Here is a 19334-nt window from a genome sequence, read left to right as displayed (position 1 = left end):
AAGATGCTTTCAATTAATTTGAGTGAAATAAGATATTCTCCTTAAATACATTAAGATTCAGAGGGTTATTTAGTGCTGATTCGTATAATGGAATTGCTTCTTCTGGTGGTCTTCTATATTTCTCACCTTTCTGACTTAATTGGAAATGGTTTAAAATAAATACTGCGGATTGATACCATTTATTGATAATAGGTATAAATACCTCATCATTTTTTGCAGTATCGATAACGCTTTGAATAGCCAGTAGTACTTGTAATAAAGGTGTACTCAATGTGAAAACTAATTCATCTAGATTGTTGATATATTCTTTGTTTTCTTTTTCATTCGCACTGATGCGTTGAAGATTATCAGGCAAATCACCTAGACGATGATTTTTAAGAAATTCATCAAGTGCGCTTTCATCAAAATCTAGCGCATCAAATAAATAAGGAGAATCTTTTAGCGCTTCAAAAATGATGGCATTTTGGAATTGACGAACCCATCGCTTGTTAAAATACTCCATGAGTGGTTTAGGCAAGTAAACCTCTAACAATTCCAGGCGTATTTCTTTATGACCTAATGCCTCAGCAACCGCCTTAAGAGATTGTGTTTTCAAGTAAATTTGCAAGCCTCTAGCTCTACGAATACTTCGAGGCGTGACTACTTTCGCTAAATTCGTAGCACTCTCCTGGTTCAGTAGTGCCTGCTGATTATTATCATAAGACTCTACAGCAAGTGCTTTTTGGTACGGGCCATGAGCAGCTAGTTGTTGACCTAAATTTTTAGGTAGGCTAGCACCTTGTAAAGTGGCGGTTAACATCATATAACGCCAGTCACTACCTCCATTGCTTTTAAGTGCATCCCTTGCAAAGCTAGTGTGTTCAATTAATACGTCGATGATTGTTTTAGTGTAATCGGTCAAGATCACTTCTTGTTGAGCAGTTGTTGCCCCTTTCCGATTTTTAAAGCTTACGGCTATCCATTGTTTACCAGTTTGCTTTAACCCAACCTGATTTCCATTTCTATCGTATAACTCCCATTCTTGAAGCCAGCTTGGTGTAATTTTGGGGTGCTCTAATATTAAAAGTGAGGCGATAATATTTAAGCTCTTAGTTGTAGGTAAGTTAAGTTCTTCTATTAATGCGTCTCCTTGACCATCGAAACCTAAAAAAGTTGATGTTCGACTGCCAACAGCGAAACCATGATGATGAAATGTAGCTACAGTGTTTTTTAAATGATCAATACCGGTTGGTATTTTATCCCTTTTACCTGTGTTACTTGGGAGAGGCTTTATTTCACCACTTTCAACAAATTTTTTATTGCGTTTCTGTCGTGATTGAATGCCTTCAAACATTCTTTTAGTTAAAGTGCGTATGTGTTCAAGATCGAGGTTTAAGCGTTGTTGAATCACTTCTAATGCAGTTTCATCTTTGATTTCTAAGGGAATACCAGTAAGCCAACGGTCCTTCTCCTCTTCTTTCAAATCACCACCTATTGAAATCGAATGAGAGCTTGTTTTCGGCTCTTTAAACTCAGGCATTAGAAAGGGCTTTAACGGCTCTTCAAAAAAGCTCGTTTCAATGAAGCATTTATTAAATAGCTGAATAGTCTTAGTCCAATTTTTTATGAAATTTTTAGGATCATGATTTTTTATCATTGATTTAAACAGCATTGAATTTAGAACTTCTTCCATGAATATTGGAGAGTTTTCACATTCTAGCGAGCGTCCTAAGGCTTCTTTAGTTTTGCAATGCAAAGTAAATTCATTTAGTAAAGCTAACAGCTTAGATAGTATGCTTGAGATCCTTGTTGTTTTATGAGTTATAGTAAAGTTTGATATTACTGTATGTATTAAAGAAGTGAATTCAGCCCCATATGTATCGCACCATGTAGCTAGGTGCAGCATATGTGAATTTCCTAATTTATCTTTACACATCCAGCCCGAATAATACTCAATAAGCTGAGTGTTGGTAGTTATGGATTGGTATAATGTAATGCAACTATTTGTATCATCAACAAGCCTAGTGTCTGATATTTTAATGTTGGTTATGTGCATACCGTAACGACCAGCGAATTCAGCAAATACTTTTTTAAAATAATGAGCATACTTGTATCGAGCACCTAAGGAGGCTTCAACCTCTTTATAAATAAAGCCAATAAGTGCTGAAAGGTGGGTATTTAGTGTTATTTCATTATTTCTAATATCTAATGCACTATATGGAGTACCAGATGTTCTAACGCTGATATCTACAAAGCAATAATATACATTTAAGCATGGAGCAATTTCGCTCCCCTTAGCTTTTGCTGCTGATGAAAGAAGATCTTTTACTTCCTTCTTGTACCCTGTAGCCAAGACACCTTGAAGCCTTGGAAAGAAACTAAGTTGCTTAACTTGCATTTTTAATTGTAGACCTCATTTAATAAGTAACTAAATACAACATAGTAGACGACTGACGATTGTCAATGTAAATATTGATTTATATTTATCTTTAAGTTTTTGTTTGTATTGGTAAATATGTATGATTGACTGTTTTTTAAATTCTGGGAAAGCGCAATCATATAGAACGCAAGATCAAAATAAAGCTGATGCCCTTGAGCGATTGAAAGAATTGATCCTATCAGCAATGGTTGTTCAAAAAGCAAGAAGAGCGACTAAACCAACAAGAAATTCTCAACGCAGGAGAATGGATAGTAAGACAAAAAAAGGTTCAACAAAAACTTTAAGGGGCAAAGTGAAGTTCTAAGTAGGGTATGCGCATGAGCGTTTAAAAAACACTCATGCGCATACCTTGGTGGATACCTAAGTATCGACGTAAAATTTTTTTTGAGCCTTATCGTGAAGCGATGAAAGTTATAATTCAAAAAATTGCTTACAATTACGACATAGGTATAGTTGAATTAGAAATACCAGAAGACCATATTCATATGGTCGTAAGAAGTGAACCAAAAAATATCACCAAGTCAGATCATGCAGATGATAAAAAGTATTTCAGCAAGAGAGTTTTTCAAATTATATCCAGATATAAAAAGACGTTATTTCTGGGGTGGGAAACTTTGAATTCAAAGTTATTTTGTCGAAACAATTGAAAATGCAACAGAAGATACTATTCATAAATATGTGCAGAACCCAATTGGTTGAATTAGATAAAAAAGAAGTTCACGCAAGTCAGTTGTAAATTCTTTTGCTCTATAGATAACCTCTGTATCAATATAATAAAATATGGATAACCTAGGTGATCCATATTTCAAATAATTTTTAATTTATTTTATAAATTTTAACGACATCCTTGAGCGTCCATATCAACAATAATCGTTGTGCCAGAAGCACCGCCTGATAATTTTAAGTAAGACCAATAGTTGGTACCTGCTGCAACTTCAATACACGTTGTAGTCGAGCCTGATGCAGCGCCATCATTACTATTAATACTAGGCCAGCCGCCATTTTTGTATAAAATATCTATATTTCCTTGTCCATGGCCAGTAGTAATTGCAATTGTTTGGTGGTTATTTACTTCAGGAATACTAAACCACATAGTTGAAGTATTACCTAAACAAGCAGCAACGCCATTTTCTAACCTACCACTTGTAACTGCATTTTGTGTTGCACATGCATCAACTAAAGTTGTTGTTGGCATTGTAGGTGAAATAACAACTTGTGCTGTATCTGTATGTGTAGCACCTTGATTATCAGTTACCGTTAAAGTAACAGTATAACTTCCTGCACTTGCATACGTATGTGTAGGATTGATATCAGCACTTGTATTACTTGGTGAACTTGTATCACCAAAGTTCCATGCATAAATTGTAATCGTACCATCAACATCAGTTGAACCTGAGCCGATAAAGTTCACCATATCCCCCTCTGTTGCTGCATAAGATCCATTAGCATTTGCTACTGGATCTTGGTTTGTAGCTGTACTTACTGTAACAGTATAATCTTCTACTTCACCATCACCTAAGTTGTCACAAGGGTTTATCGCTTCACTACCATATTTCATAGCAATACGCATACGAGCAGATTTTCCGGCCATATAATTTGGAATTATAATGCTTCCAGTTACTTGATTACTACCAGATAAACCAGATAATAACTTTTCATTATTATCAAAAGTACCATCGTTATTTAAATCAACCCATGCAGCCCAATGCTCTGTATAACTGCCACCAGCTGTTAACTCAATTGCATTACTTCCAATCATCATAGGTATAATGACAGAGGTGTTATCAGCATAACCTTCTTGCGTACTTGCATGCGACACACCCGATGATGAAACATTTGCTATCCATTCATAACCTGTACTACCTGATGCCGAACAATATGAAAGATCTGTTACAGTTGCATTTGTCGTTGCTGTAGAAGTTAAACCACCATTATCCGTTACACTTAATGTAACAGTATAATCACCTGCAATTGAGTATGTATGTTTTGGATTTTCTTGAGAGCTTGTATTACCATCACCAAAATTCCAAAAATAAGTCACAATTGAACCATCTGAATCAACAGAGCCTATACTATTCATAATAATTTCTTGACCTGAAATCGATGAATATGGACCATTAACTTTTACTATAGGCGCTTCGTTTGATGCTTGAATAACGACATTTGCAGTATCTGAAGCTGTGTTATTATCATTATCAGTCACTGTGAGTGTTGCGGTATATGTTCCTGTAGTAGTGTATATATGCTCAGGGTTTGCGATATTGCTTGTATTTCCATCACCGAAATCCCACAAATAACTATTTATTGTGCCATTTGTATCAACAGTGCCTGCGCTGCTAAATAATACTTTTTGTCCTAATAATGCAGTATATGCACCATTAGCTTCAGCCAAAGGTAAATCAGATCCCAGTGCTCGTTCATAATAAACTCTAAACGTAGCATTGGCGTAATCTAAAAACGGTTCGATTATTATATTTAATTCACCACCGCCAGCATTTAATTCACAAAACTCACTCAATCTAGGCGCACTAAACGGGCCACAGTCAAAAGTAGTGGTATCTGGAACGCTATTCATGCTTACATACATATCAGGATCACCAGTGTAACCGCCTGAAATAACAGCAACTGTACGTGTTGCATCAGAAGGTACTTGATACTTAAATATTTTAACTGCATCACCTTTTGTTGCACTTAGACTTGTTTCTTCAGCTAAAAATACACGCTCACAACCATTACATAATGTTTCATCATCAACTGCTAAAACTTGTAATCGTGCATGTGAATAAGCACTAAATGCATCAATAGTCGTATTGTATTCTAACGTTGAAGAAGGTGCAGACACAGTAACTAACTCAGGTACACCTTTTGATTTGAATGATATAAAATCAGCAATCCAGGTATCACCATTTTTTGTAGGTGCAGTACCTTTAGAAACATATAAGTCAGGATCTTCAGTATATCCATCTAAGTAAAATGCCACAGCTTCTGTACCAATTGGAATATTAACTACATGATTATCAATACTACCTATCATTGCAGATAAATTTGTATGTTCACTTATCACAGTACCAGTAGGTGCTATGTCTATGCCTGAGCCATCCCAGTAATGCTCTGCTGTACTTGTTAAGTCAGATAGACCTGTTGCGATTAAGTTTTCATTTGACCATAAAGTTGCACGGGCAGGACCATGCAATGCAGCTGTCATTCTCTTAACTTGCCCAGCTGTATACATGGCATAATTATCAGAATAATGCATAAAATTTTCTGTATTAGTCGGCTGCCCTAAGCAATTTAGTGTGTTATTTTGTAAAATACTGCTACTCATTTGAGGCGTATCACAGTTATTATCGCCTGTTGCAGCACAAAATGCTTCTTGATGTATAGAACATACATCACCATCAAAAGTATGAGGTAAATTTAGCCAATGACCAAATTCATGAGTAAATACCGAGCGGAAATTTTCATTTGAATTTTCACCTAAAAAATTACCGTTATATACCACACGGGAAAGACTTGCTTGTGACATATTAAGTTCAGGATACCATGCAACCCCTGAGCTATTAGTTGTACCATCATTGTATAAATCTTGCTGAATATAAATATTCATATACTTGAAGTTATCCCATGCATCAGCTGAGATCTCACTATCAAATTTAGAACCATCACCATAACCAGATTTAGCACCATGACGAACAATACCATTAGTCGCTTTACCAGTTGGGTCTTTTTTTGCTAAAACAAATTCAACGTTTAAGTTGTCACGTATTGCTTGGAATTGTGCTGAGATTGGTCCATCTAATGTATTTGTACCAAGAAAATCTTCATTAGTTCTGTTAAGTGCATCTAGGATTTTAGCTTCGGTTAAACACATTGCACTTTCATCAGTACAATTGAATTCATTGCCATAAACATGAAATACAACAGGTATGTAATAACGACCAGCGATTCCGTTGCCTTCAGCAGCTTGAATATCAACACTATTATTTGATAATTTTTTTAAAACGGCATTAGCAATACTTGATTTATCTTTCAGTTGGAATTTGTTAATTTTTTGAATTTTGTTCCAGTCTTGCAAGTTTGTATCGGTACCACATACAGTGCCTTGCTGGATTTTTGTTTGTTGAGTTGAATCTAATTGATTTTTAAGTGTATTAACGCTTAATTGACTTGAACCAGCCATTGCAGAAACACTGGTTAATGCGAATATAGCTGACAATAACCTAGATGCATTATTTGTATAAAACATTGATTTCCCTTAGTAATAGTTTATTTTTTATAAATTTTACACTCATATCAGCTATTTAAAGCAGACATAGACCAAATACCAATATGTGAAATTCAACTATGTAAACTCCATTAAGCCTTTCGACTGAGTTAAAATTAAGTAATGATAAATGGTACAATACAAAATAATGTATACAATATTTAATATACTTGCAACCTTTAATTCACAATTAAACCTAATACAAACACAAGAAATTGATCTAAATTTCGATTGTTGAGTATTAATCAATAAAATTTTTAATCTAGATCAAGTTGTATAAGAGTTACTTTAGGAGGGTTATAGCAATTATAGATTGAAGGCAGTTTTAATGGCCGCCTTAAATTTGGAGTAAAAACTAAAAAAGAGTGATGACTATTTATACCCAAACCACTTCAAGATGCAGGATTCAGTTGGAAGTAGAAATACTTTAGGCTAGGCATTGATTGAAGAACATGGTTATTCCCTTTTCAAAATCAATAACGCTGCATAAAGTATTTATAAACCAACCTTACAGGGACTTCTGAGCAAATCATGCTCGTTGTTGCCTGCATGGATGTAGGTACTAGAGCAATGCAGGAGCATATTGCCGGTCCATCTTTTTTTAAGGGAGTAACCATTAATGCAAAGATGCGCCTAGATCATGAATTGCTCAGCAGTCCTGAACCTCACATCTTGAAGTGGCTTGGGTATAGTTGAGTTTTTTAAGGTGACACCTTTCATAAAACACGCTAATGTTTGAGAGGTACACTTTTTGTAATGTTTGTTAGCGGGTTTTCTAAAAAAAGCACTGATTTCGTGTTTACTTAACTCTAAACCAGCAATTTCAAAGTGTGCAATTAAATCTTCTGCTTTTAAATTAAGCGCAATCTTTAATTTGGTAAAAATAATGTTGTTATTAAGCTTTATTGATAATGCTGGAATGCCTTTATCACTTGGTCCACGTTTATGAACAATGTAACCATTTAAAAATGTTTCTAAACTTTTATCATCACAAGGTTGTGAACCTGCTTCATCTGATTTTAAAATCCAAGCATTTAATTGTGCTTCGGTAACTATTTGCTCCGCAAGCGCAAATATCTCAAGCATTTCAAGAGTTGTATGATTAAAGATAGTGTGGATCTTAAATAGTAAATCGTTATTTGTCATTTATGTGTTCCGAATAGTGTTTAAGTAACTAACCTGCCTAAATAGAATTAGACAATTTTAACAGGTTTGAACACAAACACATTATTTTATTAACTTAGAAGATTAAATTGTATAAGCCGGCTAAGATTGTTTAGATCATAAAACACCTCATTATTACGCATGCTAATTAATATCAATTAACTCAATTTAGCCTTAATGAAATATCTCTTGCCATCGTATTTATTGAAATAACGACCTAATAATGGATGTTCTATTTGCGACATATTTTCACTTGATATCAAGTTTCTTTGTGCGACATAGGTAATATCAGATGATTGATCGACCAGTACGTTATACCAAGGTTTATTTTTTGGCGGCTGTGTCACTGCCATTTGTTCATACCATTGATTTGAATTGCTAAATATAGGATCAATTTCAACAATCACGCCTCGATAATTAAAGCGTATATGATTTATGATTTGGCCTATATAAAATTTAGATTCAATCATCATTTAGCCTTATAGTTAATTTAGACTTTCGAATGTGAATATTCATTAACTATAGTTCTAACAGAACTCTTTCATAGTGATATGGCTAATTAAATTTTATGAGATTATACCCAAGCCACCTGATAAATTCCCTACGGGCGGGTTTTAAATGGTCAACTACTGCGTTATTTATGTTGATAAGGGAATACCATTACCTGCAATAAATGTCTTGTATTTGACCATTTAAACTCCCGCTGAAATCATGCATTTCTAAGTAGCTTGGGTATATATCTATAAAGTTTAATATTGATTTAAAGTTATTTCTTTTACCAATTTTTTGTTTAGGGTTTTTAAATATTGTATTTTCTCTTTTGCAAATGCCATTTGTTCTTCTGAGATCCCTTTTACTTTTTCTTGGGCTAAAAAATGCTCTAAAAATTTAACTTTATTGTTACTTGCTTCGATAAAACTTTGTTTTAAAGCTTTGTCTTTATGTACTTCAAACATTTTATATTGATCAAAATCATTTAAATCACCTTGGTATTCAATTCCTTTGATGGAATGATTAATGATTGGAATATAAACTTTCAATTTATAGTTTATTTTCCGATCTGACTTAATTTCTTCACTCACGTTTTTTCCAGAAATCGTATTGTTAACAACATTAATTCGATAACCCATTTCTTTCTGAACTATGACATTTATTTTTTTATCATGAATCTTACTTGGTGTAACTACAACTTCATTAACCTTATCAACATGAATATAAATAAAAATTAATATAATGAGCATTCCAAGTAATATCAATGCTAAAATATTTATGCACTTTAGTTTTGTGATTTTAGCCATTTATTGAAACCTGAATAATAATTTTTTTTTGCTAGTAATTTTGCTATGTGTTTTTTAGCTTGATACTTCACTGTTGTTGTATTTAGTTCATATAACTCGTAAATTTTATTACCGTTACTTAATACTAACCAATGTCCTTTTGGCGAACGAATTGGTGGAGAGATTTTATTTTCCGGATAATTAAACGCTGTTTGAATAGCCCAGTTGTTTGAATTAAGCTTTCTGCTTAACCTATTATGATACTTTCTAAAAATATCATTCAGAGCCGCATTTTTTACGGTCTTATTCCAGCCCGCATTATTTACACTAATATAAAATTTTTGTGCTTTATCATGAGTGTCAAAATACACAGCTTTTGATTTTACATGAGATAAGTATTTAAAGTTTTTTATATTATCTTTATAAAAATCAGATATTTGCTGTTCAGTAATCATCTTTTCATAATGAACTAACATGATAGACTCTGAATGCATCGTTTGGTTAATACCAAAGTAATTCTGCATTGGTGAACGTAGAATTTCTGCTAATGCGATATTTTCAAGCGCTCTAAAGCTTATATTTTTATGTGTTAATATAGGTTTTATGTATTCACTTATTTGTCTAAATGCATACCTAAAATTAACCTCTTGAAGTAATATACTTTCATCTCCTTGATGCAATTTAAATCTATTTTGCATCGACAATGATTGGTATATCTCAAAAAGTGTTAAGTTTATTAATTTATTACTTATTAGTTTTATAGATTTTAGTTTGATCTTTTGGTTTTTACTCAACCTGCCATTAATTGGATATGTACCTAAAATTTCTTGCAATTTTTTTTTTGATATTGAATCCACTTGTTTAACAACAAATTTACTGTTTAAAAATGGTTTAAATAAAGTTAATAAGTAACGACGTTTATGATAGTTAGTATCAAAACCTACTTTTGACTGCCTTTTAAGTAATTTAGGTTGAAGTATTTTAGCTTGAGCTAATAAATATTGATCTTCAATTAATCTTCTAACCACTTCTTTTTTTGATAAGTCAGAATTGTTACCGTGATAGATATTTTGCATTAATACAATTTCTTCATTTGAAAAATGTGTCATAGCGCAAAGTGGTAGACAAAAAATGCCTACCATTAGTAAATAAAACTTCATTTATAATTGTTCCATTGCATGGTTTAAAATATGAACTACCATAGCAATAGCTGATGGAATGACTTGTTGGGCAGTACTCACACGATCAAAATGATTTGTTGAATTAAGCACTATGCCACCTTGCGCATAAGAAAATGCACCTCCTTGTGTCAAAAGCGGCCTTACATCAAGATCATTTTTATTGAGCGGTGTAAAATTATCTATCGCATTTCTAACTAAGCCAAAATTGTTTAAGTTTTCTTGATCATAATAATCTTTTACCCATGCTTCCCAACCACTATGATTTAAATCGGAAGTTGTCCATGTATGGTGAGGTTGGAGTAAGTCTGTTGTATGAAATACGAACCCAAGAATTTGTGGGTTTTTAGAAGAAATAAAAGATTGGTACCAATATTGACCTAAATTATCAATCGGTTGAAATGGCGCCTCTTCGAAGTCATCATACATTTCATAATTTGATTGACTATCTATTCTATAATTCGCCTCAGTGACACCGTAGCTATTATATTTCGTTTTATCAGCATTGAACCAACCAGTTTCACCACCTTGTCCATCATCTAAGTAATCCCCTTTTAACCATGTAGCGGCCATTGTATCTATGGCCCCCCAAACGGTTAACTTTTCATAGTTATAACCACCAAAATCATTACCATGTGCATCGTGACCTTGACTATGATTTTGAAAATGCCAATAACTTGTATATTTAACAATATTTTCAGCTGCTCCCCATATAGGAGCTTGAACACAAGATCCTGTTATTGCACCACATAAAAACGTATCTTCAAAGTCATCAACGTCATATGCAGCTTGACCCATCAAATTACCTAATGCCTCAGGAGTTGTATTTAAAGTATTTGCCCATTCTTCTAATTTGTTATATTGAGTTGTCTGCGGATTTTGCTTCATATATTTAACAGCATCAATCACAATTTTTTTATGTGTTTCTTGACTAAAAGCGTGTGAAGTAACGGAGAATGTCAGCAACAATGTACTTGCTATAATTGTTTTCATTTTTATTATCCAAGTATTATATTAGGAACAACATTAAAACCTAGAGTAATGACAATAATATGACAATTACCTTACAAAATGATTACACGACAAGCCTTTTTTATGAAAAAATAAACAAATAATTAAGAAGTATTCAACGAATATTCTGCTAAAATTCTATGATAGGAGCTTAAATACTATACATGTTAATAAAATGTGATTAAAATCATTATAAATAGAGGGTTTACTCTAATTAGAGGTATTAATGTCACACCTGCAAGCAACCATAAAACAAAAAATCATTTTAGGGTTTAGTACGATAGGAATTTTATTAATAGCAGGAAGCAGCTTTTTTTACTACTCACTTAACTCAATCAGCATAGCAAACAGGAATGTCGAAACGATTGCTGTACCAGTACAAAAACAAAGTAATGCACTTCAAATTAAATTACTAAATATGATGAAAATAAGTGCTTTGGGTTTTACTCAAAATGATATTTCATTACTCAATAAGAGTCTCAATAGTTTTTCACAATTCAATAATGAATATTTATCAGCTGTTGTTATATTAGAAAAAAAACTCTCTAAGCAACCAAAAATGCTGGATACATTAAAACAAACACAAAGCCACTATCAAAAATTTTTGAAGCAAAGTAATACCATTTTTAACGCAAAAATAAATATTGCGAAGGCAAAAATAAACTATGCTAGCCATTACGACAAATTTGAAGTGAGTCGGAACAAAGCCAGTGATAATATGCTTGATTTAGAAACCATTGAAGCACCTAAACAACTAAATTTACTTGATGTTGTAATAGGGAGTGGAACACGAGTAGATGACTTATTGTTTACTTTGAAAAATACGATGCAAGCACTAAAAAGAGTCGATAAACTTGATACTATTGGGCAACATAAAGAAGATGTCAGTTTTTTACTGAGTAACATTCAAAATAACTTTAACTATTTGAAACAACAAGCAAAACCATTAAAAGATACCCGCCTATTAAATGAATTTACAACAAACTTATTTGATTTAAATATATTATTAAGCAAACCAGGTCAATTGTACGTATTGCAAACACAGTCAATATATTCAAACTTACAAGCTCAAAAAGCCTATATAGCTGCTGAGCAAGGCTTTAATGAAACCTATAAAAAACTCTCACTATTAGTTAACTTGGCGGATCAAAAATTTCAAGCTTTACAAAATACAGCCAAAGACAAAATCAATACAGGGGAAACCTTAGCGATAGCTATGGCTATTATTTTTGTTCTGCTCGCTAGTTTTATCGCATCAATTACGACTAAAGCGATGCTTGTGCCATTAGCCTCAGTTAACAAAGCACTTGACCGGATAGCTCAGGGAGATTTTAGCCATAGAATTAATAAACGCAGTAATGACGAGTTTGGTACTTTAATTTCAAATATCAATAAGCTTAGTAATGAATTAACTATTTTACTTAATGGTATCAGTAAAAATGCACATTTACTTGATGAATCAGCCCTTTCTACAAACCAACAAAGTCAAAATATTACATCTGCTACAAATGAGCAAATAAATCGCGTCGATAATGCAAAACAATTAGCTGAACAAATGTATTCCAGTTCATCTTTAGTTTCTGATGAAGCCTCCTTAACGGCCGAACATGTTTCAGAAGCAACAAGGTATAGTCACGAAATTAGAGATATTGCCGATTCTAACAATAAACGCATTTTATCTTTATCAACAGGATTAAGTGAGTCAGTAGATGTCATGTCTCGTTTAAGTGATCACAGTAATAATATTGGTGGAATTCTAGATACGATTGGTAGTATTGCTGATCAAACAAATTTATTAGCATTAAATGCGGCTATTGAAGCCGCAAGAGCTGGCGATCATGGTAGAGGATTTGCGGTAGTTGCAGATGAAGTAAGATCTCTTGCTTCTCGTACACAAGATTCAACTACTGAAATACAAACAATGATCAATGCATTACAAAGCGAAACTCAAACCGCTGAAAAAGCAATTTTTCAAGGTCAAAACCAAGCCTCTGAATGTGTTTCACAAAGCCAAGAGCTCGGCAGAGCAATTGAGCAGATTGAACAAGCACTACAAACGATAGATAAAATGAGTAAAAGCATTACCAATGCAGCACAAGAACAATTAACTTTTAGTCAAAACATCGAATCAACGATGAGCGAAGCATCAACTGCAGCTAACAGTAACGCAAAAGAAGCAGCTAATATGTCAGATCGAAGTAGGGAGTTGAATGAACTAGCTCAATCACTTACCAGTTCTGTTGCAAGATTTAAACTTTAATCAGAAGTTATTTTATACAATAAAATGAAATAGTAAATTAAGGTTCATTTTTATGCCTAAATAATCTTTCATATTTCCAAGTTGCATTGCCTCTCGAATATTAATCTTATAATTTTTATTACTAGGATTAAGAGATATAGCTAAATAAAACATTTTTGAAGCCAGTTTATATTGCTTATCAATAAAATGTCGTCTACCAAGTTTATTATACATATTAGATTGTTGTTTATTTTGATAAATATAATTAAATGCCACTTTTTGTAATAAAGCGGCATATAATCTACGTGCACTGTGAGAAAGGTTAGAAAATTCACAGTTGCCACGATAGATCAGTTTAAAAGTCGATTCCGCATCACCACTTATATGATTGACACACACTGCAAGCATATACGTACTTTGATCCTGTTTTAACCACTACCACTTTTGATTTAATTCACACAGGTTTTGAGCCGATTTTTTGTCATTCATTTTTAGTATTGATAAAAGCAAATTTATATATTCAAAGTCAATTAAACCCGACATTCTACAGCACTTTTAGGAATATAATTTATGATATATGTTACCCATACAATTAATGATAATACTGCTCCTCTCTTGCACACACATTGAAGACTAATTGTTGTTCACTATCAATTGTTAATTCATGAAGGTGCAAAAACATCAAAGGCCAGAGGTAGCACCTCAATTTAAACCCGTATATAAGCAAGCATCTAATTCATTTTAAAATTTCATTTTTTACCTTTAAAAGAATTTATTAATCCTTGGGCATACACATATTTATACTATTTACCTAGTGATTATAAAAGCATACCAGTAAAAATATGACTACATACGATTTCATTCAAAATCTTAAGAAAATGATAACATTCAATTAACTTAAATGAGAGTAGTTACCATTTACAGGAGTGGTACAATCACGTAAAATTCGATCCATTATTTAGGTAATACATCCGGAATGATATTAATGTCAAATTTTCAAAATGAAGATACACAAGCAAAATATTTCTCGGGTTTATTTTATACTTTAGCAATCTTATTCTTTTGTTTAATAACATTCTTTTTTACTGAAATTTAAATTAGAGACAATGGCTCATCTCGTATTTATATATTTTATAAATCCTTGATTTTATCTTTGTATATTTATTATCAATAACCACCCTACTGCTACATTGTTAATATCAGTGACGATTGATACGCTACTAAAAAACCCCTTAAAATCTTTTTTATGCCTTAATGCAACCTCCAAATAATTAATATCAAGGCAGTTCTGAGAGTTTATCTTAGATTTATAATTGGTGAAATCAAAATGTAACACGACTACTTTAACATCCAATAAATGCCTTTTATGGGTACTATAATTTATCTATTTAGGAGTTTAATGTGAATATAAATATTTTATTTGCGGGTTTAGCAATGCTTCAATCAAGTGTCACTTTTGCATCTATTTATTCAAACCCAGGAACAGTAGAGCAAGATACACGATATGCAGTAAAAAACTCTGCAATTGATAATATGCTACAACATCGAAACCAAAAAGCATGGGTATATACCCAAGCCACTTCAAGATGTGAGGTTCAGGACTGCTGAGCAATTCATGATCTAGGCGCATCTTTGCATTAATGGTTACTCCCTTAAAAAAAGATGGACCGGCAATATGCTCCTGCATTGCTCTAGTACCTACATCCATGCAGGCAACAACGAGCATGATTTGCTCAGAAGTCCCTGTAAGGTTGGTTTATAAATACTTTATGCAGCGTTATTGATTTTGAAAAGGGAATAACCATATTCTTCAATCAATGCCTAGCCTAAAGCATTTCTAATTCCAACTGAATCCTGCATCTTGAGGTGGTTTGGGTATATACAGACAATACAAGTTCAGGTGGTATATCCGGAGAATATAGTGCAGGAAATTGGCTTAAAATTCATGATCGCACAATGAAAATTGGTGTTGGATCTATTTCTTTTGAGTTTAACCCTGCCAAAACTGACTGCACTCAAGGCTTATCCTTCAACTTAGAAGTAGGAGAAGATACTGTCAGCGTTTTTAAGCCTAATTGCGACGAATTGTTAGATGCATCCATTACATACCCTATAAGTCATTATTTTGATCTTATCCCTGATGTAATAAAACCTAAGGTTGTTGTCCCACTAGACCCTCTTGGATTATTTCAAATAGGCGTTAAGTTTGGTGTTGGAGTTGAAGTCGGTGCTGAGTTTACCGCTGGTGGTGTGATAGGAGGTCATAATAATGAACAGCCATTTACACCTAATGAAGTTAGAAATCCAGATTATATTTATGCATCAATTGAACCTTACGTTGGCGGACAAATATCAGGAACAGCCTATACAACATTTGGACATGGTGTAGCAGAAGCTGGCGTTAAAGGGAAATTTAATATCGTAAAAGTAAAAGCTAAAGGATATATGGAAGCCGGAATTCGTCGTATTGAAGATGAGGGTAATATAAAAGAACAAGGCTTTTTAGAACTAAAAGTGACAGAGAAATTATCCGGAGGGGACGGTAAACTAGATGCTTATTGTAAAAAATTATGGGGATTATTGTATTTGAGTGCCAATTTAATGAAGTGGGATCCTATTTATACATATGAACGTACCTTCTTTGAATACGCAAGCCCAACTTGGGAAAACCTTTAACACAAAAAAGTAATAGTGAAGGTTTTATTCACTATTACTTAAGGAAAAGACAATGAAATTTATGATTGAATTTAAAATAATCATGTTAATTATAGTAACTGTAATTCTCCTTTGTTTTGCTTTAGATACAACTACAAGTGTGCCAGTAACTGTTGTTAATATTGAAAATACTGCAGAACATCAATCAATAACATCATAACAAAAGAAATGGATGTTATTGCATTTGACTATATAATCAAAACCTCACTAAAGATTGATGGCAAAGTAAGTAATAAATCGGTATTTTCTGGCAAGCTTGCGATTAAATATCTGAATAATAGTGAAAAGTTATATGGGCAGATTATAGAAGGAGAAATAGTTAATTCTGTTGATAATAAAACTAATATCATTCAATTAAATAGCCCGATCCCATTTACATCCAAGCACATAAAAAATGTATATCACACTATAAATTTATTAGAGTTAGATACAAGTCACCCAGCTAATGCCATAACAGTTTTACTACATCAAATGTCTTATCAGTTTAAAAAACCATTAACAATTAGTAGTGCAACCCATTCAACTGACTATATATATGAAAAACAAAAAAATCTAATAACAAGAGATGCAATCAATAGACAACATTTAAACGCAGATTTAAATTTAAAACTAATTGATGAAAATGAAAATTGGAAATTAACACTAAATATTTATCAAAGTGATTCAAATAACTTAGAGCTATTACAAGATATCATCGTAAAATCATTGGACTATAAGCCCGATTTTAATACTAATCATTTTAAGGATAATGCAAACTTGGATCTACCTGCTGTTAGCTTAATTACAAAAAAACCAATCAATATTTTAAATGAAAGTAATTTACTTAACTCAATATTACAGCTAAAAGATAATATGCAAAATGAGGAGTTAGCAAAAGCTATTGGTATATATCTCAGTGAAAACTACAATACAGAACAACTGTTATTATTTTTAAATCAAAACTCATATCCATCGGTCATTATCTACGCTATTCAAAAAGCAAATACAATCGCAGCTGAAACAAGTTTAATTACTTTATTAGAACACCCTGATTTAGATATACAAAATCAACAAAGGGTAATATTATCTTTAGGGCGTTTTAAAAATGCGACTGATTACACTTTTACCAGTTTAAAAAATATCTCAGATGATAAACAGCATAAACTATCGAAAACAGCGCTACTTAACTTAGGGACTCTGTCAAAAGTAGCTTCTAATTTAAGTCTTCAGATAAATCAATTTTTAACTGATGAATTAGAAAATTCTAACAACACAGCTATTTCTCTACTCGCAATCAAAAACTCTGGAATTACTACCTTAAACAATAAAATATCACATCTTCTTGGACATAATAATTTTGAAATAAATATTGCAGTACTAAAAATACTCGCGAAAGAACCGCAATATCATAGTCGACTGATAGAATTTGCAATTAATAGTATAAACCCAAAAGAAATCTCAGCCCTCACACAAAGCTTTCAAGCTAGTAACCATATGCTAACCCAAAATCAGAAAGAGATTATCACAGATAAATTATCTAGAACTAAACACCCTATATTAAAGTCTCAATTATCAGCTTTGCTCAATTCATCAAGTTATTCTTTTCAATAATTAAATCAGAGATACTTATAAGTATCTCCGATTTATCCAATTTTAAGCCACATAGTCTACTCTTTAAGTCAAATAATGAAATTTATAGAATTATTATTCAAAGGAATACCTATGTCTGATCATATTTTTAAAGATGCTATTGAGCGTGTAAAAAGAATTGGTTCACAAGCAAATGTTAGTTTAGATGTTATTAATGCGCTAATGCATCCACATGCAACATTAACAGCTAGCTTACCTGTCAGAATGGATGATGGTTCAACACAATATTTTACTGGTTATCGTTGCCGTTATAATAATTTACTAGGGCCTTCAAAGGGGGGGATCAGATATCATCCAGATGTAAATAGACAAGAAGTAGAAGCGCTTGCTTTATGGATGACTCTCAAATGTGCCATTGTTGGCTTGCCCTATGGTGGTGGTAAAGGCGGAATTACAGTTGATGCAAAACAACTTTCAGCAATGGAAGTAGAAAGGCTTTCTCGTGCTTATGTACGTGCTATGGCTGACTTTATAGGACCTGATACTGATATTCCTGCACCGGATGTATATACCAATGCCAGAATTATGGGCTGGATGATGGATGAATACGAAACAATAAAACGTGTAAAAGCACCTGGCGTTATTACCGGAAAACCAATTAGTTTAGGAGGCAGTTTAGGCCGAGATGATGCAACAGGTAGAGGCGCTTATTTGTGCATTAAACAACTCGAATCTAAAAATGAATGGAATCCAAAAGATATTACTGTTGCAGTGCAAGGTTTTGGCAATGGCGGTTATCATGTATCAAGATTATTACATGATGACGGTTACAAGATTGTGGCAATTAGTGATTCTCAAGGTGGTATTTATTCTAACAAGGGTTTTGATGTAGACAGTATTTATAAAGGAAAACAAGAGACTAACCGAATTACCGCGCTTTATTGTAAACATTCAGTATGTGAACTAGTTGATCATGATGTTATTACCAATGAACAGTTACTTAAACTCGATGTTGATATATTAATTCCCGCTGCGTTAGATGGCGTTATTACATCAAAAAATGTGCAAGAAATACGCGCTAAAAATATTGTTGAAGTTGCGAATGGCCCTATTATTGGGGAAGTTGATCATATTATTAAACAAAAAGGTATTACAGTAATACCCGATGTATTAGCAAATGCAGGTGGTGTAACTGTAAGTTATTTCGAATGGGTGCAAAATAAAAATGGTTATTATTGGCCATTAGAAGAGGTGCATAATAAATTAGAAAAAATCATGAACCAAGCTTTTGACGAGATTTGGCAAATTTCAACAAATGAGAAAATAAGTATGAGAGAAGCAGCTTATACACTTGCTATGAGACGTTTCGATAACGCCGTTCATGCACATGGTACACAACAGTATTTCTCCCGTTAATGAATGATATATGACAAAACTTATGATTAAAGCCCATTTAACCAAACTAAAATGGGCTGTATAATCGACTCAAATATTACAT

Annotated in this window: 16 protein-coding genes and 2 pseudogenes; 9 read left to right on the top strand and 9 right to left on the bottom strand. The window is 33.0% G+C overall.

All coding sequences use genetic code 11. The features are described from left to right. Positions 1–13: 13 nt before the first annotated feature. Positions 14–2377 carry a hypothetical protein gene (locus CJF42_RS11095; protein ID WP_095366748.1) on the bottom strand — a complete coding sequence of 788 codons (2364 nt, stop codon included), beginning with the start codon at positions 2375–2377 and terminating at the stop codon, positions 14–16. A 148-nt stretch (positions 2378–2525) separates the two neighbouring features. Between CJF42_RS11095 and CJF42_RS11090 the strand changes: the two are divergent. The 3 genes and pseudogenes from CJF42_RS11090 to CJF42_RS29290 all read left to right on the top strand — a co-directional run. Further along, a pseudogene (locus CJF42_RS11090) lies at positions 2526–2723 on the top strand (alternative ribosome rescue aminoacyl-tRNA hydrolase ArfB); the annotation flags it as partial. A gap of 34 nt (positions 2724–2757) precedes the next feature. After that, positions 2758–2952 (top strand): annotated as a pseudogene (locus tag CJF42_RS29295) (transposase); the annotation flags it as partial. Beyond that, positions 2948–3037, top strand: coding sequence for a hypothetical protein (locus tag CJF42_RS29290; RefSeq protein WP_353651681.1), 90 nt, complete (start codon positions 2948–2950; stop codon positions 3035–3037). The pseudogene CJF42_RS29295 and the gene CJF42_RS29290, both read left to right, overlap by 5 nt. 217 nt (positions 3038–3254) lie before the next feature. Here CJF42_RS29290 and CJF42_RS11080 read toward each other — a convergent pair whose 3' ends face one another. Beyond that, a complete protein-coding gene (locus tag CJF42_RS11080; RefSeq protein WP_170940579.1) occupies positions 3255–6665 on the bottom strand; it encodes a PKD domain-containing protein in 3411 nt (1136 codons plus the stop codon). Positions 6666–7214: 549 nt separating this feature from the next. On the opposite strand from CJF42_RS11080, the gene CJF42_RS27445 reads away from it, so the two are divergent. After that, positions 7215–7379 (top strand): hypothetical protein, encoded by a 165-nt coding sequence (locus tag CJF42_RS27445; RefSeq protein WP_170940578.1) that lies wholly within the window; start codon positions 7215–7217, stop codon positions 7377–7379. Here the strand turns inward: CJF42_RS27445 and CJF42_RS11075 are convergent. The 5 genes from CJF42_RS11075 to CJF42_RS11055 form a co-directional block, all read right to left on the bottom strand. Next, the gene (locus CJF42_RS11075) at positions 7317–7829 is read right to left on the bottom strand and encodes a YehS family protein (RefSeq protein WP_095366747.1); all 513 of its coding nucleotides are present in this window, start codon (positions 7827–7829) and stop codon (positions 7317–7319) included. The two genes, CJF42_RS27445 and CJF42_RS11075, sit on opposite strands and share 63 nt — an antisense overlap. A 176-nt stretch (positions 7830–8005) precedes the next feature. Continuing rightward, positions 8006–8317, bottom strand: a complete 312-nt coding sequence (gene hspQ / locus CJF42_RS11070; protein WP_095366746.1) for a heat shock protein HspQ — start codon at positions 8315–8317, stop codon at positions 8006–8008. Positions 8318–8596: 279 nt separating this feature from the next. Continuing rightward, positions 8597–9145, bottom strand: a complete 549-nt coding sequence (locus CJF42_RS11065) for a hypothetical protein (protein WP_095366745.1) — start codon at positions 9143–9145, stop codon at positions 8597–8599. Beyond that, the gene (locus tag CJF42_RS11060; RefSeq protein ID WP_095366744.1) at positions 9124–10284 is read right to left on the bottom strand and encodes a peptidylprolyl isomerase; all 1161 of its coding nucleotides are present in this window, start codon (positions 10282–10284) and stop codon (positions 9124–9126) included. The genes CJF42_RS11065 and CJF42_RS11060 overlap by 22 nt, the downstream gene beginning before the upstream one ends. Then, complete coding sequence (locus CJF42_RS11055; RefSeq protein WP_095366743.1) at positions 10285–11295, bottom strand: phospholipase C/P1 nuclease family protein; 1011 nt, start codon at positions 11293–11295, stop codon at positions 10285–10287. It lies immediately after the preceding gene. A gap of 244 nt (positions 11296–11539) precedes the next feature. Here CJF42_RS11055 and CJF42_RS11050 point away from each other — a divergent pair, with 244 nt between their 5' ends. Further along, a complete protein-coding gene (locus tag CJF42_RS11050) occupies positions 11540–13573 on the top strand; it encodes a methyl-accepting chemotaxis protein (protein WP_095366742.1) in 2034 nt (677 codons plus the stop codon). A 12-nt stretch (positions 13574–13585) separates the two neighbouring features. On the opposite strand, the gene CJF42_RS11045 is transcribed toward CJF42_RS11050, so the two are convergent. Continuing rightward, positions 13586–13960: a hypothetical protein gene (locus CJF42_RS11045; RefSeq protein ID WP_095366741.1), complete on the bottom strand. Its 375-nt coding sequence runs from the start codon at positions 13958–13960 to the stop codon at positions 13586–13588. Positions 13961–15014: 1054 nt separating this feature from the next. Next, positions 15015–15278 (bottom strand): hypothetical protein, encoded by a 264-nt coding sequence (locus tag CJF42_RS26770; protein WP_141235540.1) that lies wholly within the window; start codon positions 15276–15278, stop codon positions 15015–15017. Between the two features lie 140 nt (positions 15279–15418). Here CJF42_RS26770 and CJF42_RS11035 point away from each other — a divergent pair, with 140 nt between their 5' ends. From CJF42_RS11035 to CJF42_RS11025, 4 genes are all read left to right on the top strand, one after another. Continuing rightward, positions 15419–16228, top strand: a complete 810-nt coding sequence (locus CJF42_RS11035) for a hypothetical protein (protein WP_095366739.1) — start codon at positions 15419–15421, stop codon at positions 16226–16228. Between the two features lie 52 nt (positions 16229–16280). Further along, positions 16281–16427: a hypothetical protein gene (locus tag CJF42_RS27440; protein WP_170940577.1), complete on the top strand. Its 147-nt coding sequence runs from the start codon at positions 16281–16283 to the stop codon at positions 16425–16427. 8 nt (positions 16428–16435) lie between these two features. After that, complete coding sequence (locus tag CJF42_RS11030) at positions 16436–17857, top strand: hypothetical protein (protein ID WP_095366738.1); 1422 nt, start codon at positions 16436–16438, stop codon at positions 17855–17857. 111 nt (positions 17858–17968) lie between these two features. Then, positions 17969–19252: a Glu/Leu/Phe/Val family dehydrogenase gene (locus CJF42_RS11025; RefSeq protein ID WP_095366737.1), complete on the top strand. Its 1284-nt coding sequence runs from the start codon at positions 17969–17971 to the stop codon at positions 19250–19252. The last annotated feature ends 82 nt before the right edge of the window (positions 19253–19334 follow it).

The organism is Pseudoalteromonas sp. NBT06-2 (assembly GCF_002276045.1).
Taxonomy (GTDB): Bacteria; Pseudomonadota; Gammaproteobacteria; order Enterobacterales; family Alteromonadaceae; genus Pseudoalteromonas.
Note: the sequence above shows the minus strand (reverse complement) of the source record. Positions and strands in the feature narration are given on the sequence as shown.

Bases quoted from the DNA above. Each gene is read 5' to 3' on its own strand.
- CJF42_RS11095 (WP_095366748.1), bottom strand. From the start codon at position 2,377: ATGCAAGTTAAGCAACTTAGTTTCTTTCCAAGGCTTCAAGGTGTCTTG.
- CJF42_RS29290 (WP_353651681.1), top strand. From the start codon at position 2,948: ATGCAGATGATAAAAAGTATTTCAGCAAGAGAGTTTTTCAAATTATAT.
- CJF42_RS11080 (WP_170940579.1), bottom strand. From the start codon at position 6,665: ATGTTTTATACAAATAATGCATCTAGGTTATTGTCAGCTATATTCGCA.
- CJF42_RS27445 (WP_170940578.1), top strand. From the start codon at position 7,215: ATGCTCGTTGTTGCCTGCATGGATGTAGGTACTAGAGCAATGCAGGAG.
- CJF42_RS11075 (WP_095366747.1), bottom strand. From the start codon at position 7,829: ATGACAAATAACGATTTACTATTTAAGATCCACACTATCTTTAATCAT.
- hspQ (WP_095366746.1), bottom strand. From the start codon at position 8,317: ATGATTGAATCTAAATTTTATATAGGCCAAATCATAAATCATATACGC.
- CJF42_RS11065 (WP_095366745.1), bottom strand. From the start codon at position 9,145: ATGGCTAAAATCACAAAACTAAAGTGCATAAATATTTTAGCATTGATA.
- CJF42_RS11060 (WP_095366744.1), bottom strand. From the start codon at position 10,284: ATGAAGTTTTATTTACTAATGGTAGGCATTTTTTGTCTACCACTTTGC.
- CJF42_RS11055 (WP_095366743.1), bottom strand. From the start codon at position 11,295: ATGAAAACAATTATAGCAAGTACATTGTTGCTGACATTCTCCGTTACT.
- CJF42_RS11050 (WP_095366742.1), top strand. From the start codon at position 11,540: ATGTCACACCTGCAAGCAACCATAAAACAAAAAATCATTTTAGGGTTT.
- CJF42_RS11045 (WP_095366741.1), bottom strand. From the start codon at position 13,960: ATGCTTGCAGTGTGTGTCAATCATATAAGTGGTGATGCGGAATCGACT.
- CJF42_RS26770 (WP_141235540.1), bottom strand. From the start codon at position 15,278: ATGCTCGTTGTTGCCTGCATGGATGTAGGTACTAGAGCAATGCAGGAG.
- CJF42_RS27440 (WP_170940577.1), top strand. From the start codon at position 16,281: ATGAAATTTATGATTGAATTTAAAATAATCATGTTAATTATAGTAACT.
- CJF42_RS11030 (WP_095366738.1), top strand. From the start codon at position 16,436: ATGGATGTTATTGCATTTGACTATATAATCAAAACCTCACTAAAGATT.
- CJF42_RS11025 (WP_095366737.1), top strand. From the start codon at position 17,969: ATGTCTGATCATATTTTTAAAGATGCTATTGAGCGTGTAAAAAGAATT.